The organism is Cryobacterium sp. TMB1-7 (genome assembly GCF_004402435.1).
Taxonomy (GTDB): domain Bacteria; phylum Actinomycetota; class Actinomycetes; order Actinomycetales; family Microbacteriaceae; genus Cryobacterium; species Cryobacterium zongtaii.
In genome coordinates this window covers 40,032-65,100 of the sequence record NZ_SOFZ01000016.1, presented here as the reverse complement: position 1 = coordinate 65,100, position 25,069 = coordinate 40,032, and the positions used below count along the sequence as shown (strand labels likewise).

Genomic DNA, 25,069 nt, shown 5'->3' with positions numbered 1-25,069 from the left:
CTACCGGCCCGCCAGCTCCGGGAACAGCATTCCAGGCAGGTACGGCCAGAACAGCGTGAGGGCCAGCACGACCGGGACCAGGATGATCACCAGGACGCCCAGCGCGAAGGAGTAGCTGAGGACCACGGCCATCAGCTGCAATCCCACAAAAGCGACGGGCTCGTCACGCACCTCGTGCACGTCGTCGAAGATCGTCAGCCCGTCGGCCTCCGGCGCGTTCCGCTCTGCGGTGTTGTGCTGTGTCGTGTCCATCTGTACGTACCCCCGGGGGGAAGACTACCGGTGCGTGGAGTGGTGCGGACGTCGTTACGAGTGACCCGGGGCCGGGGATGCGCGGCGGGTTGGCTTTCAGGTTGCGCTGTCGGCTACCGCTCCATGCGGCAACGGAGGTCAGCCGGCCACGGTCGGGGCCGGGTGCGATGTTGCGTTTACGGTACCCCCGGCAGGGGTGGGGTGCAACGGGGCTGATGCGCCGGGCAGGTGAGGGGGTGCGCCGGCGCGTGGGGGCGGATGGGCCGGGTGGTGACGCGGGGCGGGTGCGGGTGTGCGGCGGGGAGATGCGTTACGCGGGTCAGGCGCCGTTATGCGGGTGGCGCGCCACCCGCATAGCGGCGCGCCGCCCGCGCACCTCGGCCGACGGCATCCTGCCCGCACACCTCGGTCGACCGCATCCTGCCCGACAGGCGTAGCGGGCGCCGGCGGCGCAGGCGTAGCGTGGACCGGGAGGCCTGGCACAGCGCTAGCCGGGCCGAAGCGCGGGCGCGGCGCGGCGTGGGCGTAGCGGGACGGTGGGACGAAACAGAGGCGCCTCGGGCCGGGCGCGGTTGGTGCCGCTCGGGCACCTCTCGCGGGGGTCGGCGCTCGAGGAGGAACTGAGATGGCCGTCAGGGAGGCCTTCACCGCCGAGGAATGGCAGGCCGTGGGGGCCGCACCGTTTCTCGTGGGACTGTACATGGTGGGGGCGTCGCCCAGAGCGCCGATGGTGGTCGTAACGGAGATGCTTGCCGCGGAGAAGGCCGTGACGCGCGAGGCGCATCACCCGGACGCGCTGCCCATCGTCAAGGAAATCGACGCAGACCTGGTGGCCGAGGTACTCGCCCGCGACCTCGGCGTGATCGACGGCGCCGCCGATGACCAGGCCCGGGTGCTGGGCGAGCTGGCCCGGGCGTTGGCCTTGGTCGAGGCGCAGGCGCCGACGATGGACTCGGCCTTCCGGGCCTGGCTGTTCCGGGTGGCCGAGCACGTGGCGCGCACCGCCACGGAGGGCGCGCCGCCGGGTGCCAGGGGCAGGCGGGGAAGCGGGGAGGTGGCCGCGGCGCTGAAGACGCTGGCGGGAATGCTCGGGGTGCCTCGACGGTGAGACCCCCGCGTGCTGCCCGAACGCCCTCCGGCCCGGAGGCTAGACGGTGCCGAGCTCGGAGAGCTTGGCGCGCACGTCGGCGTCGCTGGGCTCGACCATGTGGGTGTCGTCGGAGAACACGATCACGGGGATCTGGGTGCGGCCGCTGATGGCCTTGGCCCGGTCGGCGCCGTCGGCCACGGCCTCAAGGTCGACGTAGTCGTAGACCACACCGAGGCCGTCGAGCAGCTTCTTCGAGCGACGGCAGTCGCGGCACCACTCGGCGCCGAACATGGTGATGGTGGCGGCGGCGGATGCGGTAGGTGCGGTCATCCGTCGAGTTTAGGCGGGTGTCGGCTGAGTGGATGCCGGGTGCCGGGGGTCGCGGAGACCCCGCACGAGTCCCCGTGCGAAATAATACGCTGATCAGAGCGAAACTGTGGTTGACTCAGCTTAGGATCCACCCGAAGGAGTACCCCATGAAGCGCCCGAGCGCCGCCGTGATCGGTCTGGTCGTCAGTGCCGGATTTTGTGTCGGGTTCACCGGGTACCTGATCTACGTGGGCCTCCAACCGGATGCGCCGAGCGGTTTCGCCACGCCGGCCGAGATCTACCTGGGCGGCGGCGGACTGCTCGCCGGGGTGCTGGGCCTGGCGGTGTTCCTCGGTTTGGTGCTGCGGCCCGCTGAGCCGATGCGCGACCAGATGCCGGCCGACGACGAGACACCGCGCGTCTAGCCCACCCGCACGCCCAGCTGGGCCGACCGGCCCCGGCGACCCGGCGACCGTTCAGAGTGTGCTCAGGGCGCCGTCGGTGCGGGCGCTGCGGTGAGGTCCGGTTCATCCGCTGCGGCGGCATCCGCGGACCGAGTGCGTACCCGGGTGGCCAGCACCGGTGCGAAGAACACCACGAGCAGGCCCGCCAGCGGCACGAGGAGCAGCCCGTAGCGCAACTGGGAGAGGTCGGCGATGGCGCCGATGATGGGCGGCGAGAACAGGAAACCCAGGCGCAGCAGCCAGGCGACGATGGTGAGTCCGGTGCCGGCGCGGAAGCCGGGCAGCTCGTCTGCGGCGTGCATCGCGGCCGGGATCAGCGTGGCGACGCCGAAGCCGGCCAGGCCGAAGCCCACGACGGTGCCCGGGATCGACGGAAAGGCAAGGGCCGTGCCCATACCCAGGAACACGATCGCGCCGCCGGTGCGGGCCACAGCCCGCTGGCCGAACCTGTCGACGAGGCCGTCGCCGAGCAGCCGGCCGATGAACTGCATGCCCTGCAAAGCGATGAAGCCGAGCCCGGCCACCAGGGCGGATGCGCCGAGAGCGTCGGAGAGATAGATGGCCGACCAGGACGCGCCGGCGTCCTCGACGACGGCGCCGGAGGCGGCGATCACCACGAGCGCGCCGAGCACCAGCCACTTGCCCCAGCGGCCGGCCGAGCGGGTGGGTGCGTCGGCGTGCGGTTCCGGGGCGGTTGCTTCGGGTTCGAGGGGCTCGGGGCCGGCGAGGAGGAACCTGTAGCTGTACAGCGCGAACAGGCTGAAGGTGACGGCGGACACGATGAGGTGCTGGCCGCGCGGAATGTCGAGCTGGGCGGCGGCGGCGCCGAGGAGGCCACCGGTGACCGCGCCGATGCTCCACACGGCGTGGAAGGAGTTGAGGATGGAGCGTTTGTAGAGCCGCTGAACGCGCAGGCCGTGCGAGTTCTGGGCCACGTCGGTGATGGAGTCCATCGCTCCGGCCAGGAAGATACCGGCGGCCAGGGCAGCCCAGCTGGGGGCGATTCCGGCCAGGATCAGGCCCACCGCGGTGAGCATCGTCGAGACCACGGCGACCCGCGACGACCGGAACCGGCGGATCAGCATGCCTGCGGCGAGCCCGGCGATGAGGGCGCCGAGCGGGAACGCCGCGACCGCGAAACCGAATTCGGCGTTGCTGAGCCCGAGCTCGGACTTGATCGCGGGATACCGGGGGATCAGGTTGGCGAACAGGGCGCCGTTCGTGAAGAACAGCATGGCAACGGCGAAGCGAGCGCGGCGCACGGCCACGTCGGGGCGGGCAGCGGTGCGTTCTGCGGAGCGGGCGGGAGGCGTCATTGCGTCAGCGGACTTTCTGGTGGTGGTGAGTGGTCGTGCGGGTCCCGTTGGTGAGCGCGAGGCACGGGTTTCAAGCTTGGCACGGATGCCGGTGGCGCCGCACCCGGGTGGCCGCGGCGGGCATCCGGTGCGGCGGCAGGTGTTGTGCTTCGTGGCAGGTGTTGTTCACGGCGGCACAGGTTAGAGCACGTGCCGCGACAACAAAGGTGTGCCGCGAGAATCAAAGTGTGCCGCAAGAACAAAGGTGTGCCGCGAGAGTGCCTCGCGGCGGTGCCTGGGTGGCCCGACTCAGCCGAGGGGTAGCTCGAAGATGGTTTCGAGGCCGTCCTCGTCGTCCCATTGCTCGCCCACCTCGACGAAGCCGAACTGGGCGATAAGAGCCCGAGACGGCAGGTTGTCGGGACTGATGGTGGCCCGGACCACCGTGACGGCCGGCTCGATGCGGGCGCGTTCCAGCAGCGCGGTGAGTGCGGCGCGGGCATAGCCCTGCCGCCGGTATGCGGCATCCACGGCGTAGCCCACCTCGACCATGCCGGTGTCGTCCGGCGGGCCGTGGTAGCCGGACTGACCGACGGCGAGCCGCCGGGCGGGGTCGAAGATGACTCGGGTGATCCAGCTGGCGTCGCCCGGCGAGGCGGCGAGCTGCCGGCTGCGGTACCGCCAGGTGTTGGCGCTGGCCGCCTGCACGAAGAAGGGACTCAGTTCCACCGCTGCCTGCTCGTTGGCCAGGTCGAGGTCCTCCTCGGCGAGGGCATCGATGGTGACCTGGCTCAACTGCACGAGGTGCACGGTGGGCGCCACGGTGGATGGCCACGGGTCGTCGAGCGAGGAGGTAGAGATCATGGGTCCTTCGGGGCCGTTCCGGGTGGGACTGATGGTGGACGGGCCACCTGGTGGTTCGGGCGGCGAACGCGGTATCGACGGCGGCCGTGGCCGCTCCGAGCGCGCGCACCTGAGGCTACCGCTCAGCGCCCGGGTTTCTCGAGGACTTTTCCGGAGTTCGCTCAATCGTGCACCGACGTCGGCCCCGTGGACGCCTCCGGCCACCCGGACCCACGAAGAGGCGCAACTGTGCAGGCGCATCTGCTTACCCGGCGATTCCCGCGCCACAACCGGTACCCATCCAGGTGCCCCGGCCGGGCCTTCCCCGAAACGGACCGGCTGCCTATGCTGGCACCGTCGGGGGACCGGCCGCCGGCGACGGTGGCCGCCGCTGGTATCGGGAGGAGCGACCATGATGAGCGAGAAACCGCCTCTTCCGCTGGGCCCGGCGGTGCGGGGCCTGGCCGCCTGCGTGGCGCGCACCGGTCTGCTGCTCGTGCAGCGGCGCATCCACTTGCCGCGGGGCAACGCCGGCAAGCGACTGTCGTTCGCCGACGGCAGCCGCGCGGTGGTCTACCGCGAAACAGTGGTGGACCGCGCGGCGGCCCACACCCCCACGGTGTTGGTGGTGGGGTTCCGCCTGCGGCTGCTGCGCGGCCGGGCGCACCGCTGGTTTCGGGTGCAGAGCATCATGAACACCCCGCTGTTCGTCGGCTTTCCCGGCTACGTGTCGAAGCTGTGGCTGACCCACGACATCAACGGGTTGTACCGGGGCATCTACGAGTGGGACGGCCCGGAGCTCGCCGAAACCTACGCCCGCACCCTGTGGCGGGTGCTCGCGCTGGGCAGCGAACCCGGATCGATCCACTACGCGGTGCTGCCCGGGGTGCACCGGGACGAGTTCCTGCGCGATCCGTACCGGTTTTCGGCCGAGGCCGTCGGCGTTGTGGGGGACTGGTGGCGTCCGGCCGAGCCGATGTCGGCCAAGCGCCGGGTGCGCGAACCCGCATGACCGATTTCGACACCGATCTTCTGATTGTGGGTGCCGGCACGACCGGCCTCACCCTTGCGCTGCAGGCCGTCGACCACGGCGCCCGGGTGCGTGTCGTCGAACGCCGGCCGGAGGCGTTCCGGCCGTCGCGGGCGATGGTGATGCATCCGCGCACCCTCGAACTCTTACGTCCGCTGGGGGTGACGGATGCCCTGCTCGCGCTCGGCGACTCCGCGCCGTCGGTGCGGCTGCACCTGCCCTCGCGGGTGGTGTCGGTGTCGATCGAGAAGCTTGATCTGCCCGGCACCGCGTTCCCGCACCCGCTGCTGGTGCGGCAGTCCGACGTGGAGGCCGTGCTGGCCGCCGCGCTCGCCGAACGCGGCGTGCTGGTGCAGCGCGGTGCGGAGGTGGTGCGGCTGGCGCGGCTGCGTCAGGGCGGCGCCCGGGCCGTGCTGCGCACCGCGGACGACGAGCCGGACGAGGACGTGCTGTGCCGCTACCTGGCCGGCTGTGACGGGCCGGCGAGCCTGGTGCGCCGGTCGGTCGGCGGATTCCTCGGCGGCGACTACGACCAGGAGGTGGTGCTCGCGGACGTGGAGCTGGGCCCCGCCGGCGCCGGATCGCGGGCGGTGGCGCCGGTGATGCTCGAGACCGGGGTCGCGCATGTGGTCGTCGGGCGGCAGGGGCTGGTATTCCTGTTCAACATCGGTGAACGGGCCACCTGGCGGATGCTCGCCACCCGACGGGCCGGCGACGACCGGCAGCCGTTCGGCCAGCCGGGTCCGCCCGTACCGCAGGAGCAACTGCAGCGGCTGGTCGACGAGGCCGGGTTGCCGGCGCAGATCATCGAGGTGGCCTGGTCGGCCCAGGTGCGGTTGCAACACCGGATCGCCAGCCGGTTCAGCCGGGGTCCGCTGTTCGTGGCCGGCGATGCCGCCCACGTGCATTCGCCGGCGGGCGCGCAGGGCATGAACGCCGGCATCCACGACGCCGTGAACCTCGGCTGGAAGCTGGCGTTCGCAGCCGCGGCCGTCCGGCGGCTGCCCGAGACGGCGGACACCCCGGGTGACACGCGGCCGGGCGGCTCCCTGGCCGCCCGGCCCGGGTCGGCGCTGCTGGACTCGTACGCGCTGGAGCGTCGCCCCGCCGACCGGGCCGTGCTGCGGCTGACGCACACCATGTATTGGGCCGAGGCGAGTCTGCATCCGCTGGCCCAGCTCGGCCGGGCGGTGCTGGTGCCTGTGGCCGGGCCGGTGCTGCCCTGGCTCGCCCGGCAACGCCGGCTGACCGCGGTGGGCCTCCGCACCCTCTCGCAGTTCCGGCTGCGGTACCCGCACAGCCCGCTGTCGATGGACGTGCGCGCGTCACTCACCCCGGTGCGCGGCGGGCTGGCCCGGCGGGTGCTGCGGCCGGGCTCGCGGGTGCCCGACACCCTGGTGCGCTGCGAGGGCCGTCGGGTGCGCCTGCACGCGTTGCTCGCGCGGCCGGGGGTGCACATCCTGTTGCAGGCGAACGCGCGACCGGTGCCCGACCGGATGCTGAGCCCGCTGGTGCACAGTTACCGGCTCGACGACAGGCCCGGCACCGGCATCCTCGTCGTGCGACCGGACGGCTACGTCGGGCTGCGGGCTCCGGTGCTCGACGAACCGCACCTCGCCGCGTGGCTGCGCCTGGTGGGGCTGCCCGTGCGGTGAGCGGCGGGTCTAGCTGCGCACCGGTGCCTCGCAGAGTTCCAGCCTGAAGATCGGATGGTCGACCAGATCCGGCAGCTCGGCCAGGAACGGCCTGGCCCGACGGCCCAGTTTCTCGAGGTAGTCGGCGGCGACCTGGTCGTGTTCGAGGCCCCGCAGCTCGGTGGCCCGGTACGGGTGTCGGCGCCACCGGATGCGCAGCTCGCAGCGACCGGCGACCCGGAGGTTGCGCACCCACTGGGTCTCGCCGCGGCCGGCGATGACATATCGGTCGCCCTCGAACCGGAACGGTGCCACCGGGGTGCTGATCTCCCGGCCGCTGATGCGACCACGCACGATGAGGGTGGGGGTGCCGCAGGCCCGGGCGACCGGGTTGACGACGTGCCGCATGAAGCGGCTGGGCGGCAGGTAACCGCGGCGGCGGGTGGGCGTGCTGCTCAAGGTAGGCCTCCATTCAGTGTCATCGGCGAGGGGCACATCCGCCTCATGCCCGACACGGTACTGCCGCGGCCGGGACCGGGGAAGGTGCCCGGGAGTTACGCCCACACCCCCAGCGAAACCACCCGATCGGGGGTATAACTCCTGCAGAGCCATGGGACGGCGGCGGGGCGTCCGCTGACATCCGGGGCACCACCGGCCGGCCGGAAGAAATAGCAGGAGTTGTGCATCCCGCGGCTGATCGGGGGAGTGTGTTCTGGCCGGGCAGGTCCTACGGTGAGGTATGGACTGGGTGGGCGACGTGGGGCGCGGCGAGTGGCTGCGCGAGCGGCTGGACGTGCGGTGGCGAAACATGCACTCTGCGGTGCCGCGTGGTTTCGAAGCGTACGCGCGGGTGTTCCACCCCGTCACGATTGACCGGCCCACCGGCACCGGCACCTGGTCGGGCCCCAACCGGGGGTTTGCGTCCGGCATCGACTACCGGAGCGTGCCGTGGGCGCGGGTGGCCGAGGTCGGGGGTGCCACCATGCATCCGCTGGCGCAGTTCGGCCGGCTGAACCGCGGGGTGCCCAACGAGTACAACGAACTGGTGGATGCCGACGGCTGGCGGTACTCCGAATCCGCCGTGGGCACACTCGACGTGGCCGTACTCGCCGCCGTGGCCCTGCACCTGGCCGCCCACACCGGCACCCCGGATGCCGGAATCGCGGCCGTGTGGGAGGGCTGGGGTGGACTCGTCAGCGGTACCGGGGTCTCCGTGATCATGGTGCGCGACGAAGAGGCGGCCGACCGCGCATCCGATCGTGCGGCCGATCGTGAGACTGAGGCCGGCGAGGCGAGGCTCCGGCAGGCGGCGCTCGCCGCGATGGTCGAGCCCGACGATTCGAGGGGCCCCGGCCTGCTGCCCGCCGAGGTGTCGTCCGGTGCTCGGCTGCGACTGCCCGGGCGGGACTATGTCTTGTTCGACGCGGGCATCCGCCGGTTCGTCGACCCGGCCTGGCTGACGGATGCGCCATGGACCCATTCGACGTGGCCGCAGTCGCCGAACCTGATCTGGCCGGACGACCACGCCTGGGTGCTGGTGAGCGAGATCGACTTCGACTCCACGGTGATCGCCGGCACCCGGGCCCTCGTGGACGCGCTGGTCGCCGATCCCACGATCGAGGTCCTGGAGCTGCGGGAGGGCGCCGACCTCACCTCCGAGGGTGACACGGTCAACCTTCCGCCGAACTGACCGCAGCGCCGGCCGCCGGCGGCCCAGCCGAGCCCGGCGATCAGGGGTGCGCGGCGGCGAGGGGGCGGGTGGGTCCGATGTCAGGGTCGTTCTCGCCCGGCCCCGGCACGATGGCGATGTCGGCCAACGGCACCACGACGCCGGCGGCGGTGACGAACGCGACCGAGGTGGGTTCGCTGGTGTCGGCGTACTGGTAGAGCCGGCTGGGGCCGTGACCGGACGGCCGGTAGTCGTCACCCCACTGGGCAAGCGCGCCGAGCACCGGGAGCAGCGCATCGCCGGCGGCGGTGAGGTGGTAATCGAAACGTTCACGGGCGCCCGGCTCGCGATAGCCGCGGCGTTCGAACACCCCGGCGGCCACGAGCGAGCACAGCCGGGAGGTGAGGATGTCGGTGGGGATGCCGAGCACCCGTCGGAAGTCGCTGAACCGGGTGTGTCCGCGGAAACCCTCCCGCACGATCAGGATCGTCCACCGGTCGCCGAGCACCTGCATAGTGCGCGCGATGGAGCAACGCAGGTCGTCGCCGGAGCGTTTCGACGAGACGGGGTGCGCACGAGCATCGGAGGGTCCCGTTGTCATGTGCGTAGTCTACCTTTGGTTGGATTATCCAACCCAGCCCGTAACGGCACCGGGACCTCCGGTCACGGGGAGTCGGTGCCCTCGGCGAGCCAAGCGCGCACGACTTCGACGGCCGCTGCACGTTTGTGCTCCAGATCGGCGAGATCGGTGACGAGCAGGCTCGCCCGGATATCAGAGTGCCAGGTGAGCAGGCCGTTCGGGTCACCGATGAAAGCAGATGCGGCATCCGGGTTCTCGGCGGTGGTCGCGCCCCGGTGCAGCACCAGCCGCACCCCGTTTTTGCCCTGAGCGCTGATCGTGGCTTGGTCGACCCCGGCGAGTACAAAACTGGGGGAATTCCACTTGATGTGTTCCTCTGCGGCCGGGTTGGCCTCCAGAACGAGCTGCCGCAGCGCCTGGATCACGGGCAGTCGTTCTGCGGGCTGCGCGGCGAGGTACTCCTCCACTGAGCGATAACGATCGACCATGAACGGAGCGTACCGCGGGAGTGCCGGCACCGTGGGGTCATCCGCGCCGGCACAATTGACGCCGGCGCGCCCAGACGGTAGACCTTTGTGAAGGCCCAACCGGCCCGAGTGACCCATCCGCAACGCTTGGAGGACCTAGTGTCCGAAACGTTCAGCCTGATCCTGGGGATCCTCATCCTGGTGGTGGCGATCGCCGTCTCCGTGTTCCTCTACGTGATCTCCCGCCGCCCTCGCTCAGCTCCGCTCTCCGCCCAGGAGCGCGCCGAGCACGACTCCCGCAGCGAGACCGAAGCGGCCCAGAGCCCGAAGATTCGGAACACCGGCAGGGGCGCCGGCCTCTAAGCGGCTCGGCTTCGCAACGAAGGGAACGCCATGAAATACGTGCGACTGGGCAGCACCGGACTCGAGGTGTCGGCGATCACGCTGGGCTGTATGAGCTTCGGCAATCCGATGCGCGGCAATCATTCCTGGACGCTGCCGGAGGAGACCAGTCGCCCGCTGATCTGGCAGGCGCTGGAAGCCGGCATCACCACCTTCGACACCGCCAACGTGTACTCCGACGGCAGCAGCGAGGAGATCCTCGGCCGGGCGCTGCGGGACTTCAGCTCGCGGGACCGGTACGTGCTCGCCACGAAGGTGCACGGGCGGATGCGGCCGGGCCCCAACGGTGCCGGACTCTCGCGCCGCGCCATCCTGGCCGAGATCGACCACAGTCTCACCAGGCTGGGCACCGATCACGTCGACCTCTATCAGATCCATCGCTGGGACCCGCTGACGCCGATCGAAGAGACCATGGAGGCGCTGCATGACGTGGTCAGGGCCGGAAAGGCCCGGTACATCGGCGCTTCGTCGATGTACGCGTGGCAGTTCGCGAAGGCTCAGTACACCGCCGATCTCCATGGTTTCACCCGCTTCGTGTCGATGCAGGACCAGTACAACCTGCTCAACCGCGAGGAGGAACGCGAGATGCTGCCGTTCTGTCTCGATCAGGGCGTTGGCGTGTTGCCGTGGAGCCCGCTGGCCCGCGGCAAGCTCACCCGCGATTGGCATGAGACCACCGACCGCTCCGAAACCGACACCTTCGGCCAGACCCTGTACAAACAGCAGGAGGAGGGCGACCGCGAGATCGCGGGCGCCGTGGCCCAGGTGGCCGCAGAGCGCGGGGTGCCCCGCGCCCAGGTGGCGCTGGCCTGGGTGCGCCAGCAGCCGGCCGTGTCCTCGCCCATCGTGGGCGTCACCCAGGCACACCACCTCCTGGATGCCGTCGCGTCCGTGGACCTCACCCTCAGCGCCGACGAGCTGGCCCGGTTGGCCGCCCCCTACCGGCCGCACACGCCCGAGGGCTTCTAGGCCCGCGGATGTCGGTGGCTCCGTCTAGCCTGACGGCACCTACTCACTCACCCTCGTGCCGAGTAAACGGAGCAGATCATGAGGGTACTCGTGGCGACATCGGCAACCCAGGGCGCGCGGGCAACGGATTTTGCGTATTGCATCGAGGGCGAGCTTGTTTGGCTGCATGGGGTGTGTTCGGCGAGCGAGCGCAACCCGTCCGGAGCGTGCGGGTGCGGACGCTCGTTCTCCGGCCTGAGCTCTACCAGGCACACGACCACAGCCTTGGTGCGGGACATCCCCGGGCTCACTCGGCAGGAGTACCTGGCCGCGTCGATGGCGGGACTCGAGCTCATGGGATGGTGCCCGGACTGCAGCGGCTTTCCGGTGGCTGACTTCGTCGATTGGCTGTTAGCCGTGGCCGGGGACCTGCCCGAGGGGACAGTCGTGGAGCGGCATGCCTTCGATCTCAATGTGAGGTGGTCACTAGGCTCGGGGGCGTGACGCGTCTTCTGAAGGTCCTGTCCGCTGTTGTCGTTGCTGCTGTGCTGGCGCTCGGCGCCCCGCTGGCGGCGAACGCCACTGCGCTGAGCCCGGTAACGGCGGCATCGGCAGCTCCGGCTGCGCATTCGAACGTGGTCGGGAGCGTGCGCGCGGCTGTGCCCGCCGACACCTCGGATTTCACCTTCGCGCTGTACGCGGGGGAGTACTACCTGGGCCGCGACGATGCCGGGCTCTCCACCCTGCGCACTGTCGAGACCTTCGTGGCCGAGTTCCCCGACTTCGACCAGAACCGCGGCATCATCCGCGCCATCCCCAACGACTATGACGGTGTGCCGCTGAACACGACGGTAGAGTCCGTCACCGATGCTCAGGGCGAGCCGGTGTACTTCGAGACCGAGATCAACGGTGGTTTCACCGAGCTTGCGCTCGGAACCGACGAGTTCGTGCGCGGCACCCAGACCTACGTCATCAGCTACACCCAGCAGAACGTGGTGCGCGCGTTCGCTGACACCAACGACGACGAGTTCTACTGGGACACCAATGGCACCGGTTTCGACCAGCAGTTCGGTACCGTCGCCGCCCGGGTGCACGTCGATCCGGTGATCGCCCCCTTCCTGACCGGCAACAACGCCTGCTACACCGGGGCTCAGGGGGAGAGCGGCGATTGCCAGATCGTGCAGGAAGCTGACCCGGATGCCGCCGCCCCGGCCGGCCAGATGTTCACCGCCGAGGCCGCCGATCTGGGCCCGGGCGAGAATCTCACCATTGCCATCGGTTTCACGCTCGGCACCTTCGTGCAGGTGCCCGCCGAGGCGCGGTCCGACGCCGACAACTCGTCCGGCTTCGGCGGGTTCCCGTTCGGGCTGCTGGGCATGGCCATGCTCGGCGGGGTGTTCGTTCTCGCCCGGAGCTTCGCGCGCCCTCGCGATCCGAAGGGCGACACCATCATCGCCCAGTACAGCGTTCCGGACGGCTACAACCTCCTCGAGGCCGCCGACCTCATCGGTCGGCCGAAGTCGGCCATGGCCGCGCAAATCGTGAGCTTTGCGGTGCGCGGTAGCGTGCGCATCCTGGACTACCCGGTCAGCGCCGACGGCGGCGACTACACGCTGCAGCTTCTCCGCACCGACGGCGTCGACGATCAGGAGCTCGCCGTGCTCGCCACCTTCTTCCCCGGCCTGCCGGCTGGTGCGGTGTGCGAACTCGGGGTCACCAACGACCCGCTCGCCCGCGGGCTCAAGGCCGCCACAGCAGATGCGACGGTTCGCAACACCGCCCGCGGCTGGCGCGCTCGACCGGCCCTGACCCCGGCAAGGATCCGTCTGCTCGTCGGTCTCGGCGCGCTGGTCGCCCTGGTCGTGGCAGTTCTCGTGATCGGCGACCCGCCCGCGATCTGGTGGTCTCCGTTGTTGCTCCTCGCCGCGTCCGCCGTGATCGTGGGCATCGTCGCGGGGAGTCGGCCGCTGCTGCTCACCGCGGCCGGCCTGGAACGGCGCGACTACCTCGCCGGCATGAAGTTGTATCTCGCCCTGGCCGAGGCGGACAGGTTCCGCATGCTGCAGAGCCCGGATGGCGCCCTGCGAGTGACCGTGCCCCGTACCGTGCCCGGGATGGAACCCGCCGCATCCACCCTCGACACCGTGGAACTGGTGAAACTCTACGAAAAGCTCCTGCCGTTCGCGGTGCTCTGGGGTGTGGAGAAGGAGTGGGCCGCTGAGCTCGAGGTGTACTACGAGCAGGCCACGACCGCGCCGGACTGGTTCCTCTCGCAGAACGCGTTCAGTGGCATCCACCTGGCCACGGCCCTCGGCGGCATGGTCAACTCGATGAACGCCACCCAGACGCCCACGTCCTCGTGGTCGAGCAGCGGTGGCGGCAGCTTCTCCGGCGGATCCGGTGGCGGCGGCTTCTCCGGCGGTGGTGGCGGTGGCGGTGGCGGCGGTGGCCGCTAGAGCGGCTTGACCATCTCGATCTCCATGGCGCTGGAGTCCAGGACGTACTTCACCCGGTGCCCGGTCTCGGTGAATCCCCGGCGCAGGTAGGCGGCGCGGGCGCGGGCATTGTCCTCGTGCACGTGCAGGGTCAGCCGGTCGCCCTCGCCACGGGCCCACTCCTGGATCGCGACGAGCAGGGCATCGAAGACCCCGGAGTCGCGGCCGCGGTGGTCCGGCGACACGTACACGCCCACGAGCAACGCGCCGGTGATCGCGTCGGGCACGTACCCGCCCATGGTGCCCACCCAGCGACCGGCGGGGTCGATCGCGACCATAACCGTGCCGCGTTCGGCGGTGCCGCGGGCGGCGCGCATCCGCCACTCACTGTCGGTGTGGCCGAGGGCGTCCTGCAGGGTCTCGCCGAACGCGATCGGGGTGTCCTGCAGCATCTCCAGGCGCAGCGAGCGCACCTCACGCCAGTCGTCCACCCGTGTGGCGCGGATGCTGAACCCCTCGGTAATCATTCGCCGAGCTTACCCAGTCACGCGCGCAGGTCGCCGCCCGGGGGCCTTGCGCACACCGCGGTCCTGTGGTTCACGGCCTGGATGACGTGGCGGGCCCACCTTTTTACGACACCCTGCTCGCCGATTACGCCGAGCGGCCCCGCTGCGCGGGTGGACGCGGCGCCGGGAACCGCCGGAGTTAGGCCACCCCGCGGGTGCTGATGGGGCGGGTGCTCGGGTAGCGGAACGAGAGCAGGTCGGGCAGGTCGAGCACCGAGGTGACCCGACGGGTCTCCGGCACCCCGTCGCGCGGGGCGGGCGCCACGAGCACGGCCTCCATGCCGTGCGCCCGCGGGCCGTCGAAGTCGGCATCCCAGGTGTCGCCGACGAAGATCACCCGGGCCGGATCGGCCTCCGCCGTGTCGAGGGCCGCCTGGTAGATCGCCGAATGGGGCTTCCGAAAACCCACCTCGAGCGACGTCACAATGTTGGCGATGAGGTCGGTGGCCCCCATGGCCGCCAGCTGGCGGGGTACGACGGATGCGCTGTGCGTGTTCGAGACGATGGTCAGCGTGAAGCTCTGGCCCAGTTCCCGGAGCGTCTGGGCCATGCCGGGGATCAGCACCACCCCCCGCTCCCAGTCCGCCATGTTGCTCGCCGCTCCGGCGGCGATCTCGGTTGCGTCGGGTTCCCGGCCGAGCAGCCGCACGAACGCGCGCCGCGACAGCTCTTCCATGGTGAACTCGCGGTGGTCGACGTCGGACTCGGTGTTGAGCTGGTGGAAGGCAGCCAGCCAGGCATCGGCGGTCTCCTGCTCGGTGCCGCGTGCGCCGAAGGCCCGCATGCTCGCGTGCGTGTCGGCGTAGCCCTGGCCCGCGCGGGAGTCCGCGTAGTTGACCAGGGTGCCGAAGAAGTCGAGGAACAGATGCCGCATGTCCTCAGCTTGGCAGGATGCGGGGCATCGTCCGGCTAACGACCCGGCGCCGTTCTGCGGGTCACGCGCCGGTATGCGGGTGGCGCGCCACCCGCACACCGGCGCCTACCCCGCACAGCTGCGTCCCCGCGGCACAGAACCGCGGATGAGATCGGGAATACGTCACAGCCGGGGAACGCTGCACGAACCATGAAGAAGATCGGGTTCTTGTCCTTCGGCCACTACCAGGCGGTGCCGGGATCGCTCGTGCGGACCGCACGCGATGCCCTCCTGCAGACCGTGGAGCTCGCGGTGGCGGCCGAGGAGCTCGGTGTGGACGGCGCGTCGGTGCGGGTGCACCACTTCGCACGGCAGCTCGCCTCGCCGTTCCCGCTGCTGGCCGCGATGGCCGCCCGCACCAGCCGGATCGAGCTGGGCACCGGCGTGATCGACATGCGCTACGAGAACCCGCTCTACATGGCCGAAGAGGCCGCGATCACCGACCTGATCAGCAACGGACGGCTGCAGCTCGGCCTCAGCCGCGGCTCACCCGAGACCGCCCTGCGCGGCGCCGAGGCGTTCGGGCATGTGCCCGGCCCCGGCCACAGCGACGCGGATGACGCCCGCGAGCGCACCGCACAATTCCGCCGCGCCATCCGCGGGGCCGGCATCGCTGCCGCGAACCCACAGTTCACCGGGCACAGCAACCTGCTTGCCATCGAACCGCAGTCGCCCGGACTGTCCGAGCGCATCTGGTGGGGCTCGGGCAGCCGCGCCACCGCGAAGTGGACCGGCGAACAGGGTATGAACCTGATGAGCTCCACCCTGCTCACCGAGGACACCGGCGCCGACTTCGGCGACCTGCAGGCCGAACAGATCGGAATCTTCCGCCAGGCCTGGGCGGACGCCGGGCACCCCGGTACCCCACGGGTGTCGGTGAGTCGCAGCATCATGCCGCTGGTCACCGAGCAGGACCGCCGCTTCTTCGGTTTGCGCGCGCAGGCCGACAACCGCGACCAGGTCGGCCACCTCGATGGTGGCCTCGCCCGGTTCGGCAAGAGCTACATCGGCGAACCCGACCTGCTCGTCGAGCAGCTGGCGCAGGATGCGGCGGTGGCGGCGGCCGACACCGTGTTGCTGACCGTGCCCAACCAGTTGGGTGTGGACTACAACGCGCAGCTGCTCGATTCTGTGCTGCGCTTCGTGGCCCCCGGCCTGGGCTGGCGGTGACCGGAGCGCGGCTCCGGTCCACGCACCGCCTCGTGTGTCGACATTCGTGAGAGCGCGATCATTCGCGGTGAAATCACCCGCGAACGGGGGCTCAGGACAGCGCAACACAGCCCCGGCGGCCGGTGCGGCGCTGCTAGGTTCGGAGATACGAGCAGTTTGGGGACTGAGCCGTGCAGGCACCTGGCGTACCAACACAGCACTTCCCGCTGAGACGAGCGGGCAGGACGCTCGGCCTGTCTCCAGGTAATTTCCGGGCCTGTGAGTCGTCATGACGACCTTCGATGACCTGGTGGCCCCGCTTCCGGCCGGCGCCACGGTGCCGTCCGAACAGCCGGCATCCGACGCCCTTCTGGCCTCCGTGGATTCGGTGGCCGATGGCATCGCCGACCTGAGTCTGGCCGACGGTGGGCGCGACACGACCCTGCCCGGCGGCTTTGTGGAGCTCGTCGACCTGCCGAACCCGGCCTCCGACGATGAGCTGCACGAGACGCTGCGGACGGCCGGTCTGCCGGCCTCGCTCGCCCGTCGGTCCACGATCGAGAGGCTGCTCGCCGAGAGCGCCCAGGCCAATCAGGACGGCCAACACCATGCCGGCGCCGCACAGGCCGAACAGGTGCTCGCCGACCCGTTCATCACCCCCGGCCAGGAGGCCCGCGCCCGACAGCTGCTCTCTGGCCACCGGCTGCGGTTGGGCGAGTTCGAGGCATCCGTGCGGCACGGTCTGCTCGCCCTGGAGTACCTCACCGCCAGCGGTGACCTGCTCGGCCAGTCGATGGTGCACTGCACCCTCGCGCTCGCGTTCCACGAGACAGCGCTGGAGGAACCAGCGCTCGGCCACGTGCTCGGCGCCCTCGAAGCCGCGCGGCTCTGCGGTAGCCGCACGGCGGAGTTCTGGGCGCTGTCGCGTTCGTCGATGGTGCACCAGGCCCTCGGCGACGCCGATCGCAGCATCGAGCTGGGCCGGCAGGCGCTCGCCCTGGCCGACACCCTCGGTGACTCTCAGGCCGAGTTCGCGGCGCGCAACAATCTGGGCGACAGCTACCTGGAGATCGCCCGGGCGCGGCGGGCCAGGGGCGAAGACGCCCACGTGGCCTTGACCGACGGGATCGCCATCATCCGTGCCGCCGTGGCGCGGGCGGTCGAGCAGGGGCACGCGTTCGACGAGACCATCGCGCGCACCAACCTTGTCGGGTTCCTCATGGAGCGCGGCGAATACGCCGAAGCGCGCCGGCAGGCCGGCCGGTCCAAGACCATCGCCGTCACCAACGGCTACCGCAACCTGGCCGTGAACAACGACTCCCAGCTGGCCGAGGTGGCCCAGGCCGAGGGCCGCGTCGACCTGGCCTGCGCCATGATGGACGCCCAGCTCGCCGACCCGTCGGTGGCCGAGGACGCGGCCCTGAACGTGAAGCTGCACAGGTCGCTCTACGAGATGCACCGGGGCGCCGGCCGGTTCGAGCAGGCCCTGCACCATCACGAACGGCTGCACGTGCTGATTCTCGGACTCACCAGGCAGACCGCCGGGTTGCAGTCGCGGATGCTGATCAACTCGCTGGAAATCGAACAGGCCCGCCACGAGGCGCAGCGTTCGCAGCTGGAAGCGGAGATGCAGCGCATCCGTGCCGAGGAGCTTGACCAGCAGGCACACACCGACCCGCTCACCCGGCTGCCCAACCGCCGGGCCCTCGACCGGCAGCTGCCCGAGATGATGCGCCTCGCCCGGGAACGTGCGGAACCACTGTGCGCGGTGATGGTCGACATGGATCACTTCAAGCGGGTCAACGACGATCACGGCCACGCGGCCGGAGACCGGGTGCTCACCACCATGGCCGAGATCCTCGGCGAGTCCACCCGCGACAGTGATCTCGCGGTGCGGGTCGGCGGCGAAGAGTTCCTGCTGGTGCTCGGCGACACCACCCTCGACCAGGCCGCGCAGATTTGTGAGCGCCTGCTCGGCGAGGTGCGCAACCATCCGTGGGGCGCGGTCACCGAGGGGCTTCGCTGCACCGCCAGCGTGGGGGTGGCTCTGCTCAAACAGGGGGAGAGCGTCTCCCGCTGGCTCGGCCGTGCCGATGCCGCCCTGTACGAGGCCAAGGCCGCCGGCCGCAACCGGGTCGAGCTCGCCGCCGCCCGGACCTGACGATAAGCCCCACCCGAACCGGGCGTCGGGTCAGGGCACCAGCACGATCTTGCCCACGTGCGCGGATGCCTCCAGCCTGCGATGCGCCTCCGCCGCGGCGGCGAACGAGAACCTGCTGTCGATCACCGGTTTGAGTGCGCCGGAGTCCAGCCACGGCCACACCCGGCTGAGCAGGTCGGCCATGATGGCCGCCTTCTCCACGGCGGGCCGGGCGCGCAGCGTGGTGCCCCAGTAGCGTCCGCGCTTCTGCATGAGGTGGAACGGGTTGAAGACGGCGTCCTCACCGCTCTGGTTGGCGATCACCATGATGGTTCCACCCAGGGCGAGCGCCGCCACATTGCGGGCCGCGTACGAGCCGCCCATGATGTCCAGGATCACGTCGGCGCCGTGCCCTCCGGTCGCGGCGAGCACCTCGGCCACGAAGTCCTGCTCGCGGTAGTTGATCAGCACGTCTGCGCCGAGTTGCCCGCACACCGCCAACTTCTCGGCGGAGCCGGCCGTGACCAGGACGCGGGCCCCGGCCAGCCGGGCCAGCTGGATCGCGGTGGTGCCGATGCCGCTGGCGCCGCCGTGCACGAGCAGGGTCTGGCCGGTCGTGAGTCCCGCGCTCATGAAGACGTTGGACCACACCGTGGCCAGCGCCTCCGGCAGCGCGGCGGCGTCGATCAGGTCCACGGCGTCGGGAACCGGCAGGGCCAGGTCCTGATGAACCACGGCCTCGGTGGCGTAGCCGCCGCCGGCCAGCAGGGCGCAGACCCTGTCGCCCACGGCGAAGCGGGTGACGGCGACTCCGATCTCGGTGACGGTGCCGGAGACCTCCAGGCCCGGCCACTGGGGCGCGTCGGCCGGCGACGGGTACAGGCCCATCCGCTGCTGCACATCGGCCCGGTTCACGCCGGCCGCGGCTACCGCGATACGGATGTCGCCGGCGCCGACGACCAGGTCGGGGACGGTATCGAGGGTGAGGGCGTCCGGGCCGCCTGGGGTGTGGACCACGAGTGCACGCATCCAGCCATCTTAGAAGCGCCCCCTGCGGGGAGACCTAGCCGACGAACCAGTCGAGGCTCTGTCCGTGCGCACCGCACCGGGCGAGTGGCCGGCCGTCGAGGGAAACTGTGAAGTCGCCCGGCACCGGCGTCTCGGGCAGCAACGCGTCCACCCGGGGCAGCACTCCGACGCCGTCCAGCGAGATCCAGCGGCCGAAGCCGGTCACGGCATCCGCGAAGGCCGCCCGCTGCTCGGGGGCCAGGTAGACCAGGACCGCGGGACTGACGATGACCAGCGGCACCCCCGCCGGCGCGCGGGCGACCAGCGCCTCGAGGTCGTGGGCGGCGTCCCCGCGCACCAGCAGCGGTGGGTCCCGGCGCACGATCGAGATCGCCGCATCCAGTCGCCGGCGGCGCGCGGCCTGCTCGGGCCAGACGAGTGTGTCGAGCCAGCGAACGTCCTCAGGGTCGTGCACGTGCAGCGGGTTCAGATCGAGGCCGGCGCGCCAGAGTACCTCGGGCGGATGCTCCGGCAACGGCACCGGCCCGGTGGTCTCGGCTGAGAGCAGCACCGGGCTGGGTCCGTCGGCGGGATCCACCCGCCGACCCGAGTAGTCGTAGCTGTACCGGTCCGGATAGAGACAGAGTCCCGCGCTGGCGCCGACCTCGATCAAGGCCACCCGCGGGCCGATCGAGGCGAGGATCGGCATGACCGCGGTGAGGCGGCGGGGCTCGTTGGTCTGGGTGGCGCGCACCAGCGCCTCGGCGGCGACCGCCGGCCAGTGCTCGAGAAGCCAGCGGCGGAAGACCGAATAGCCCGCCAGCGGTGCGCCGAGCAGACGTGCGCAGGCGAAGACCAGGTTGGGCTGGCGCTTGGGCCGGGGCAGAGTGATGATCAGCGCCAGAACCTCGGCATCGTCCTCGACCCCGCCGGCCCAGTCGGCGTAGAGCCCGGACTGGCCCGGAGTCTCGAACAGTCGGAAGCGCCGGTACCAGTCGGCGGTCTTCTCCAGGTCGAGGGCGCGCTGCTCGACGGGCGTCCGGGAGAGGTCAGGCACCGGTGCGGATGCGCTCCAGGAGCAGGGCGAACAGCAAGCTGGAGCGCTGCTCATCGTTGATGATGTCGATGAGCTCGAGCACGGCCGCCCGGTCGGGTTCGGGGGAGTTGGCGACGTCGACGTCGTTGATGCTCTCGATTGCCGCGATGAGACGGTCGGCGCTGGTGGGAGCCCCGGTTGGAGCTGAGGAGTGATCGGCGGCGGCCTGCGAAGCGGGGTCTGTGGTGGGCATCTTTTTACGCTACCCCACAGGACAACCTGCGCTCGCCGCAATGCGCGGTGCGAATATCCGTCTGGCCGGGCATTCTGGTCGCCACCTGGGCACCTTCACGTGGCGGTGTGGCGCCCGTTCACATGGCTTTGGCAGGAAAAACTGAGGTTCCGTTCAGGGAGTTTAGGCAGGCTAGGCCGCTTGCCCGCGCCGATTCTGCGCGCGTGGGCCCACCCATCAGTGAGCGTGCCCGATGGAGCGCACCCCGACACGACCTGGAAGTCTATGCGCCCCGAAAACACCCAGAACGCCACGCCCGAAATTCCCAGCACCAGCACCACCAGCAGCACCAGCACCCGCGCTGGGCGCAAGAACCGCCGCTCGCGCAGCAAACGCCTCACCCTCCTCGCCGGAGGCCTCGTGCTCGCCGGGGTCGTGACCGGCACCGGTTTCACCGTGCAGTCCGCCGTCGCCGACCAGCAGCAGCAGGCCGATCAGGAGCGCGACGACCGTGCCGCTGCCAAGGCCGCGGCCATCAGCAAGACGCACCTCGCCGCATCCGTGGCCCTCGTCGACGCCGACACCGCACTCGAAGCCGCCGCGAACAAGGTGGACGCGTCGGCCCTGTCGGCCACGTCCAGCACGCTGGCCGGCTACTACTCGATGCCGCTGTCCGAGGTCAGCGAGCTCACCACCCAGGCCAAGGAGCAGACCGCGACAGTGCAGGCCGCCGCCGTGGAAGCCGACCGGGTGGCCGTGGAGGCCGCAGCCGCTCAGGCCGCCGCCGACGCTCAGGCCGCCGCCGAAGCACAGGCCGCCGCCGACGCCGTTGCCGCCGGCAACACCCCCGCCGGTGCGAAGGCCACCGCCGCGAGCCTGGCCTCGTCGCGCTACGGCTGGGGCGAATCCCAGTTCTCCTGCCTGGCTCAGCTGTGGCAGAAGGAATCCGAGTGGAAGTACACGGCCTACAACGACAACGGCGGGGCCACCGGCATCCCGCAGGCGCTGCCCGGCAGCAAGATGGCCTCGGCCGGCTCGGACTGGGCCACGAACGCCAGCACCCAGATCGCCTGGGGACTCGAGTACATCAACGGCTCCTACGGCACCCCGTGCGCAGCCTGGTCGCACTCGCAGGCGATGAACTGGTACTGATCAGCCCGCGCCCCTGCGCCGGTCAAGCCCAGTAGTTGTTCTGGTACAGGAAAATGATCACACCCAGTTCCAGGGCCAGCAACAGGTAGCCCACCCACAGCGCCGCATAGGCGAAGGTGCGCCCGCTGGCCTGGCCGCGCGCGATGCGGGACAGCGTGACATGGCCAAGCACCACCCCGATCACCGGCAGGATCAGCGCCAGGATGAAACTGAGCACGGCCAGGGCGCCCGTCGCATCCGGGTCCGGGTCGACGGCGGCCGCGGCGGCGTTCTGGCGGATGCCGAACCGCAGCAGGAAGACCAGCGCGATCGCGACTCCCACGATGAGCACGATGGTGAGCGGATAGGTGCCCATGCGTCGCCTCTTCCCTAGCGGGCCGTCAGTTGGCCGAGCACGGTGCCGTCGGCGGCTTGCAGGGTCATCACGCCGGCCTGCACCCGGCCCTGGGCGGCTTGGTTCAGCCACTGATCCACGCCCTCGCAGGCCATCAGCGTGGTAACGCCGCCGGTGAAGAGGATCGCCTCGTCATCGGCCTGCTCCCACGATCCGGTGAGCACGTTACAACCGTCGTTGCCGGAGTAGGTGCCGTCGGCCTCGATCGACAGGAACGGCGCCGTCGGAGTATTCGACTCCACCCAATAGCCGATCGGGAGACCCTGCGGGCCGACGGTGCTGTCGGTGGACCGCACCAGGGTTGTCGCCGTCGAGTCGAACGAACTGTGGATGACCAGGGTGTCACCGTCGACCTCCACCCGGGTGCCGCGGGTGACCGCCAGCGGCAGCTGCGCGCCGGGGCAGGCCATCATGGTCTGCGGGCCGGAGGTCGTCGTGAGGGTGCCGTCGGAGTCGACCTCCCAGGTGCCCTGCACCCGGTTGCAGCCGTCGGAGGCGCTCCAGGTGTTGTCCTGCACGAAGGAGATGTACGGCTGCTCGGGGCTGTCGAAGGTCTCCTCGAGAACCCAGGTGCCCACGAGGGCGCCGGCCTGAACGGTGCTCGAGCTGGAGGCCGAGTTCGGCGTCTGGATGCTGCAGCCGGCGAGGACGAGCAGTAGCACAGCAGCGGAGGCCACCAGGAATCGGGTGGGGGGATGGGTTGCCATGCGTGTCACCTCTCGACCTGGCGAATGCTGTGCAGCGTGCGGCGCAGCAGACGATGATGCGGTGCTCGCCGCACACCGCAATGTAGTGCGTCACGGTGGCTCCGGCAAGCTGCGCCAACCGCCGCCGGCGATGCCGGTGTACGTTCACGACGAGGTCAAGGGAGAACGATGGTGGATTTTCAGCTCGGTGCCTGGCTACTGGTGGCGCTGCACGCCCTTCTCGTGCTCATCGCCACGGTGTACGTCTCCGCCAACCGGCGGCCATCCGCGGCCATCGCCTGGGTGCTGGCGATCATCTTCATCCCCTACCTCGGCGTGCTGATCTTTCTGTTGGTGGGTGTGGGGCGGCTGCCGCGGCGGAGGCGGGAGAAGCAACGCGAGGTGAACGAGCTGATCCTGGCCCGCACCGAGGGCCTGCACCTGGTGAGCCACCGCGACGAGTGGCCGCCCTGGCTCGGCTCGGCCGTGCAGCTGAACCGCAACCTCGGGGCGCTGCCCATGGTGGGCGGCAACCGGGTGGAGCTGCTGCCGGACTATGAGGGCTCGATCGAGCGGATGGTGGAGGCCGTCGACGAGGCCACCGAGTTCGTGCACGTGCAGTTCTACATCCTGGTGCTCGATACCGTCACGCAGCCGTTCTTCGACGCCCTGGCCCGGGCCATCCAGCGCGGCGTGCAGGTCAGGGTGCTCTCGGACTACCTCGCCTGCCTGATGCTGCCGCGCCGCAAGGAGACCATCGCGGCGTTTGCGTCGATGGGCGCCGAGTGGCATGCGCTGCTGCCGCTGCGGTTCTGGAAGGGCCAGTGGCGCCGGCCCGACATGCGCAACCACCGCAAACTCCTCGTCGTCGACGGGCGGCTGGGCTTCAGCGGCTCGCAGAACATGATCGACGCCACCTACCTCAAGCCCGGCAACCTCAAGCGCGGACTGCGCTGGCACGAGCTGATGATGCGCATCGAGGGGCCAGCGGTGCGCGAGCTGAACGCCGTGTTCCTCGCCGACTGGTTCAGCGAGACCGACGAGATGCTGCCCTTCGACACGTCGCCCATCGTGCTCGACCCCGCCCCGGATCTGCTCGACGCCCAAGTGCTGCCGAGCGGTCCGAGCTTCGAGAATGACAACAACCTCAAGCTCTACGCGATGCTCATCCAGAAGGCCGAGCGCCGGGTGAGCATCACCAGCCCCTATTTTGTGCCCGAGGAATCGACGATGCTGGCCATCGTCACGGCGGCATCGCGCGGGGTGGAGGTGGAGCTGTTCGCCTCGCACATCGGCGATCAGGCGCTGGTCTACCACGCGCAGCGGTCCTACTACGAGGAACTGCTACGGGCGGGAGTGTCGATCTACCTCTACGCGGAGCCCACGGTGCTGCACGCGAAGCACTTCACCATCGACGACGACGTGTCGGTGGTGGGGTCCAGCAATATGGACATCCGCTCGTTCAGCCTGAACATGGAGGTCTCGGTTCTGGTGCACGGCACCGAATTCGTGAAGCGGATGCGGGTGGTGCAGGACGGCTACCGGGCCAACAGCAGCAAGGTCGAGCTGGCCGACTGGCTCCACCGGCCGGCCGGCGCCAAGGTGCTCGACAACCTGGCCCGGCTGACCTCGTCACTGCAATAGCTGGAGTAGGGGAGGAGCGCGGGTGAACGAGTGGACACAGCTCTTGCCGCTGGCGTTGACCATCGCGCTCAGCCCGCTGCCGCTGGCGGGGCTGCTGCTGATCCTGCTCGCCCCCGACGGGTTCAAGGCGGCTGCGGGGTTCAGCATCGGCTGGTTTCTCGGGGTGCTGTTCTCGGCCACCCTGCTGGCGCTGCTGTCATCGCTGCTGCCGCACGACAGGTCGGCCGGCACCCGCACCCTGCAGGTGGCGGTGCCGCTGCTGCTCGGTATCGCCCTGATCGTGCTGGGCCTGGTGCAGTGGCACGACCGGCCGCGGCGCGACGCGGAGGTGCCGCTGCCGCGCTGGCTGAGCGCGCTGGACCGGCTGACCCCGGCACGGGCGACCATCATCGGGGTCGGCTACGCTGCGTTCCGGCCGAAGAACCTGGTCATGGCGGCTGCCGCCGGGGTGGTGATCCTGGGCGCCCACAGCGACCCCACCGGCATCGTGGTCTCGGTGGCCCTGTTCACCGCGCTGGCGTCCATCACCATGCTCAGCCCGGTGCTGGCGTACGCGTTCGGTGGCCCCGCGGTGCGGGAGAAGCTGGTGCGCCTGCGCGGCTGGTTGGTGCGCAACATGCCGGTGATCACGGTGATCACGGTGTTGCTGCTGGGCGTGTTCCTGGTGCTGGCCGGACTCAGCGAGTATGCCGGCCAGCTGCTGCGCTGAGCAGAACTCCTGCTGGATTCCA

27 protein-coding genes are annotated in these 25,069 nt (G+C 70.3%); 13 read left to right on the top strand and 14 right to left on the bottom strand.

Annotated elements, in window-relative coordinates:
• Positions 1-252, bottom strand: a complete 252-nt coding sequence (locus tag E3O60_RS05680) for a hypothetical protein (protein WP_134497383.1) — start codon at positions 250-252, stop codon at positions 1-3.
• Positions 253-877: 625 nt separating this feature from the next.
• On the opposite strand from E3O60_RS05680, the gene E3O60_RS05675 reads away from it, so the two are divergent.
• Positions 878-1,360, top strand: coding sequence for a hypothetical protein (locus tag E3O60_RS05675; RefSeq protein ID WP_134497381.1), 483 nt, complete (start codon positions 878-880; stop codon positions 1,358-1,360).
• Positions 1,361-1,399: 39 nt separating this feature from the next.
• Here the strand turns inward: E3O60_RS05675 and E3O60_RS05670 are convergent, their stop codons facing one another.
• Complete coding sequence (locus tag E3O60_RS05670) at positions 1,400-1,672, bottom strand: glutaredoxin domain-containing protein (RefSeq protein WP_088456847.1); 273 nt, start codon at positions 1,670-1,672, stop codon at positions 1,400-1,402.
• Positions 1,673-1,818: 146 nt separating this feature from the next.
• Here E3O60_RS05670 and E3O60_RS05665 point away from each other — a divergent pair, with 146 nt between their 5' ends.
• Positions 1,819-2,076, top strand: coding sequence for a hypothetical protein (locus tag E3O60_RS05665; protein ID WP_103478699.1), 258 nt, complete (start codon positions 1,819-1,821; stop codon positions 2,074-2,076).
• 62 nt (positions 2,077-2,138) lie between these two features.
• On the opposite strand, the gene E3O60_RS05660 is transcribed toward E3O60_RS05665, so the two are convergent.
• Both E3O60_RS05660 and E3O60_RS05655 read right to left on the bottom strand, forming a co-directional pair.
• The gene (locus tag E3O60_RS05660; protein ID WP_134497379.1) at positions 2,139-3,431 is read right to left on the bottom strand and encodes an MFS transporter; all 1,293 of its coding nucleotides are present in this window, start codon (positions 3,429-3,431) and stop codon (positions 2,139-2,141) included.
• Between the two features lie 288 nt (positions 3,432-3,719).
• Positions 3,720-4,274, bottom strand: coding sequence for a GNAT family N-acetyltransferase (locus E3O60_RS05655; protein WP_088456844.1), 555 nt, complete (start codon positions 4,272-4,274; stop codon positions 3,720-3,722).
• Between the two features lie 391 nt (positions 4,275-4,665).
• On the opposite strand from E3O60_RS05655, the gene E3O60_RS05650 reads away from it, so the two are divergent.
• Complete coding sequence (locus E3O60_RS05650) at positions 4,666-5,265, top strand: hypothetical protein (protein WP_241993209.1); 600 nt, start codon at positions 4,666-4,668, stop codon at positions 5,263-5,265.
• Positions 5,262-6,938 (top strand): FAD-dependent monooxygenase, encoded by a 1,677-nt coding sequence (locus E3O60_RS05645; RefSeq protein ID WP_134497377.1) that lies wholly within the window; start codon positions 5,262-5,264, stop codon positions 6,936-6,938. The genes E3O60_RS05650 and E3O60_RS05645 overlap by 4 nt, the downstream gene beginning before the upstream one ends.
• Positions 6,939-6,947: 9 nt before the next feature.
• Here the strand turns inward: E3O60_RS05645 and E3O60_RS18435 are convergent, their stop codons facing one another.
• A complete protein-coding gene (locus E3O60_RS18435; RefSeq protein ID WP_103430060.1) occupies positions 6,948-7,376 on the bottom strand; it encodes a nitroreductase/quinone reductase family protein in 429 nt (142 codons plus the stop codon).
• 280 nt (positions 7,377-7,656) lie between these two features.
• Here E3O60_RS18435 and E3O60_RS05635 point away from each other — a divergent pair, with 280 nt between their 5' ends.
• Complete coding sequence (locus tag E3O60_RS05635; RefSeq protein WP_166788955.1) at positions 7,657-8,607, top strand: hypothetical protein; 951 nt, start codon at positions 7,657-7,659, stop codon at positions 8,605-8,607.
• Positions 8,608-8,647: 40 nt separating this feature from the next.
• Here E3O60_RS05635 and E3O60_RS05630 read toward each other — a convergent pair whose 3' ends face one another.
• Both E3O60_RS05630 and E3O60_RS05625 read right to left on the bottom strand, forming a co-directional pair.
• A complete protein-coding gene (locus E3O60_RS05630; protein WP_088456840.1) occupies positions 8,648-9,187 on the bottom strand; it encodes a helix-turn-helix domain-containing protein in 540 nt (179 codons plus the stop codon).
• Between the two features lie 62 nt (positions 9,188-9,249).
• Complete coding sequence (locus tag E3O60_RS05625; RefSeq protein ID WP_103461867.1) at positions 9,250-9,654, bottom strand: DUF1801 domain-containing protein; 405 nt, start codon at positions 9,652-9,654, stop codon at positions 9,250-9,252.
• A gap of 138 nt (positions 9,655-9,792) precedes the next feature.
• Here E3O60_RS05625 and E3O60_RS05620 point away from each other — a divergent pair, with 138 nt between their 5' ends.
• From E3O60_RS05620 to E3O60_RS18695, 3 genes are all read left to right on the top strand, one after another.
• Positions 9,793-9,996, top strand: a complete 204-nt coding sequence (locus E3O60_RS05620) for a hypothetical protein (RefSeq protein WP_134407984.1) — start codon at positions 9,793-9,795, stop codon at positions 9,994-9,996.
• Between the two features lie 30 nt (positions 9,997-10,026).
• Positions 10,027-11,004, top strand: a complete 978-nt coding sequence (locus tag E3O60_RS05615) for an aldo/keto reductase (RefSeq protein ID WP_134497371.1) — start codon at positions 10,027-10,029, stop codon at positions 11,002-11,004.
• 479 nt (positions 11,005-11,483) lie between these two features.
• On the top strand, positions 11,484-13,439 hold the full coding sequence (locus E3O60_RS18695; RefSeq protein ID WP_194087776.1) for a DUF2207 domain-containing protein: 1,956 nt from the start codon (positions 11,484-11,486) through the stop codon (positions 13,437-13,439).
• On the opposite strand, the gene E3O60_RS05605 is transcribed toward E3O60_RS18695, so the two are convergent.
• Together E3O60_RS05605 and E3O60_RS05600 are read right to left on the bottom strand one after the other, a co-directional pair.
• On the bottom strand, positions 13,436-13,945 hold the full coding sequence (locus E3O60_RS05605) for a GNAT family N-acetyltransferase (protein WP_134497369.1): 510 nt from the start codon (positions 13,943-13,945) through the stop codon (positions 13,436-13,438). The genes E3O60_RS18695 and E3O60_RS05605 overlap by 4 nt on opposite strands.
• A gap of 178 nt (positions 13,946-14,123) precedes the next feature.
• The gene (locus E3O60_RS05600) at positions 14,124-14,858 is read right to left on the bottom strand and encodes an HAD family hydrolase (protein ID WP_134407982.1); all 735 of its coding nucleotides are present in this window, start codon (positions 14,856-14,858) and stop codon (positions 14,124-14,126) included.
• 189 nt (positions 14,859-15,047) lie between these two features.
• Between E3O60_RS05600 and E3O60_RS05595 the strand changes: the two genes are divergently transcribed.
• Entirely contained in the window at positions 15,048-16,067 is a 1,020-nt protein-coding gene (locus tag E3O60_RS05595; protein WP_134480266.1) for an LLM class flavin-dependent oxidoreductase, read from the top strand.
• Between the two features lie 268 nt (positions 16,068-16,335).
• A complete protein-coding gene (locus E3O60_RS05590) occupies positions 16,336-18,207 on the top strand; it encodes a GGDEF domain-containing protein (protein ID WP_134497367.1) in 1,872 nt (623 codons plus the stop codon).
• Positions 18,208-18,237: 30 nt separating this feature from the next.
• Here E3O60_RS05590 and E3O60_RS05585 read toward each other — a convergent pair whose 3' ends face one another.
• The 3 genes from E3O60_RS05585 to E3O60_RS05575 are packed head-to-tail and all read right to left on the bottom strand — an operon-like array spanning position 18,238 to position 20,483.
• Positions 18,238-19,215: an NAD(P)H-quinone oxidoreductase gene (locus E3O60_RS05585; RefSeq protein ID WP_134480262.1), complete on the bottom strand. Its 978-nt coding sequence runs from the start codon at positions 19,213-19,215 to the stop codon at positions 18,238-18,240.
• A gap of 34 nt (positions 19,216-19,249) precedes the next feature.
• On the bottom strand, positions 19,250-20,251 hold the full coding sequence (locus E3O60_RS05580; RefSeq protein ID WP_241993208.1) for a DUF2332 domain-containing protein: 1,002 nt from the start codon (positions 20,249-20,251) through the stop codon (positions 19,250-19,252).
• Positions 20,244-20,483: a hypothetical protein gene (locus tag E3O60_RS05575; protein ID WP_134407978.1), complete on the bottom strand. Its 240-nt coding sequence runs from the start codon at positions 20,481-20,483 to the stop codon at positions 20,244-20,246. The genes E3O60_RS05580 and E3O60_RS05575 overlap by 8 nt, the downstream gene beginning before the upstream one ends.
• Before the next feature lie 264 nt (positions 20,484-20,747).
• Between E3O60_RS05575 and E3O60_RS05570 the strand changes: the two genes are divergently transcribed.
• Positions 20,748-21,614 (top strand): phospholipase, encoded by an 867-nt coding sequence (locus E3O60_RS05570; RefSeq protein ID WP_134497363.1) that lies wholly within the window; start codon positions 20,748-20,750, stop codon positions 21,612-21,614.
• A gap of 22 nt (positions 21,615-21,636) precedes the next feature.
• Here E3O60_RS05570 and E3O60_RS05565 read toward each other — a convergent pair whose 3' ends face one another.
• Complete coding sequence (locus E3O60_RS05565; RefSeq protein WP_088456827.1) at positions 21,637-21,969, bottom strand: DUF4190 domain-containing protein; 333 nt, start codon at positions 21,967-21,969, stop codon at positions 21,637-21,639.
• A gap of 14 nt (positions 21,970-21,983) precedes the next feature.
• The gene (locus tag E3O60_RS05560; protein WP_134497361.1) at positions 21,984-22,715 is read right to left on the bottom strand and encodes an META domain-containing protein; all 732 of its coding nucleotides are present in this window, start codon (positions 22,713-22,715) and stop codon (positions 21,984-21,986) included.
• Positions 22,716-22,883: 168 nt separating this feature from the next.
• Between E3O60_RS05560 and cls the strand changes: the two genes are divergently transcribed.
• Both cls and E3O60_RS05550 read left to right on the top strand, forming a co-directional pair.
• The gene (gene cls / locus E3O60_RS05555; protein ID WP_088456825.1) at positions 22,884-24,338 is read left to right on the top strand and encodes a cardiolipin synthase; all 1,455 of its coding nucleotides are present in this window, start codon (positions 22,884-22,886) and stop codon (positions 24,336-24,338) included.
• 22 nt (positions 24,339-24,360) lie between these two features.
• Positions 24,361-25,047 carry a GAP family protein gene (locus E3O60_RS05550; protein ID WP_088456824.1) on the top strand — a complete coding sequence of 229 codons (687 nt, stop codon included), beginning with the start codon at positions 24,361-24,363 and terminating at the stop codon, positions 25,045-25,047.
• Positions 25,048-25,069 lie beyond the last annotated feature (22 nt).

Coding starts and splice junctions, on each gene's coding strand:
- E3O60_RS05565 (WP_088456827.1), bottom strand. CDS start 21,969: ATGGGCACCTATCCGCTCACCATCGTGCTCATCGTGGGAGTCGCGATC.
- cls (WP_088456825.1), top strand. CDS start 22,884: ATGGTGGATTTTCAGCTCGGTGCCTGGCTACTGGTGGCGCTGCACGCC.
- E3O60_RS05605 (WP_134497369.1), bottom strand. CDS start 13,945: ATGATTACCGAGGGGTTCAGCATCCGCGCCACACGGGTGGACGACTGG.
- E3O60_RS05615 (WP_134497371.1), top strand. CDS start 10,027: ATGAAATACGTGCGACTGGGCAGCACCGGACTCGAGGTGTCGGCGATC.
- E3O60_RS05590 (WP_134497367.1), top strand. CDS start 16,336: ATGACGACCTTCGATGACCTGGTGGCCCCGCTTCCGGCCGGCGCCACG.
- E3O60_RS05575 (WP_134407978.1), bottom strand. CDS start 20,483: ATGCCCACCACAGACCCCGCTTCGCAGGCCGCCGCCGATCACTCCTCA.
- E3O60_RS05645 (WP_134497377.1), top strand. CDS start 5,262: ATGACCGATTTCGACACCGATCTTCTGATTGTGGGTGCCGGCACGACC.
- E3O60_RS05570 (WP_134497363.1), top strand. CDS start 20,748: ATGCGCCCCGAAAACACCCAGAACGCCACGCCCGAAATTCCCAGCACC.
- E3O60_RS05665 (WP_103478699.1), top strand. CDS start 1,819: ATGAAGCGCCCGAGCGCCGCCGTGATCGGTCTGGTCGTCAGTGCCGGA.
- E3O60_RS05675 (WP_134497381.1), top strand. CDS start 878: ATGGCCGTCAGGGAGGCCTTCACCGCCGAGGAATGGCAGGCCGTGGGG.
- E3O60_RS05560 (WP_134497361.1), bottom strand. CDS start 22,715: ATGGCAACCCATCCCCCCACCCGATTCCTGGTGGCCTCCGCTGCTGTG.
- E3O60_RS05670 (WP_088456847.1), bottom strand. CDS start 1,672: ATGACCGCACCTACCGCATCCGCCGCCGCCACCATCACCATGTTCGGC.
- E3O60_RS05635 (WP_166788955.1), top strand. CDS start 7,657: ATGGACTGGGTGGGCGACGTGGGGCGCGGCGAGTGGCTGCGCGAGCGG.
- E3O60_RS05585 (WP_134480262.1), bottom strand. CDS start 19,215: ATGCGTGCACTCGTGGTCCACACCCCAGGCGGCCCGGACGCCCTCACC.
- E3O60_RS05595 (WP_134480266.1), top strand. CDS start 15,048: ATGAAGAAGATCGGGTTCTTGTCCTTCGGCCACTACCAGGCGGTGCCG.
- E3O60_RS05680 (WP_134497383.1), bottom strand. CDS start 252: ATGGACACGACACAGCACAACACCGCAGAGCGGAACGCGCCGGAGGCC.
- E3O60_RS05625 (WP_103461867.1), bottom strand. CDS start 9,654: ATGGTCGATCGTTATCGCTCAGTGGAGGAGTACCTCGCCGCGCAGCCC.
- E3O60_RS05655 (WP_088456844.1), bottom strand. CDS start 4,274: ATGATCTCTACCTCCTCGCTCGACGACCCGTGGCCATCCACCGTGGCG.
- E3O60_RS05600 (WP_134407982.1), bottom strand. CDS start 14,858: ATGCGGCATCTGTTCCTCGACTTCTTCGGCACCCTGGTCAACTACGCG.
- E3O60_RS05630 (WP_088456840.1), bottom strand. CDS start 9,187: ATGACAACGGGACCCTCCGATGCTCGTGCGCACCCCGTCTCGTCGAAA.
- E3O60_RS05650 (WP_241993209.1), top strand. CDS start 4,666: ATGATGAGCGAGAAACCGCCTCTTCCGCTGGGCCCGGCGGTGCGGGGC.
- E3O60_RS05660 (WP_134497379.1), bottom strand. CDS start 3,431: ATGACGCCTCCCGCCCGCTCCGCAGAACGCACCGCTGCCCGCCCCGAC.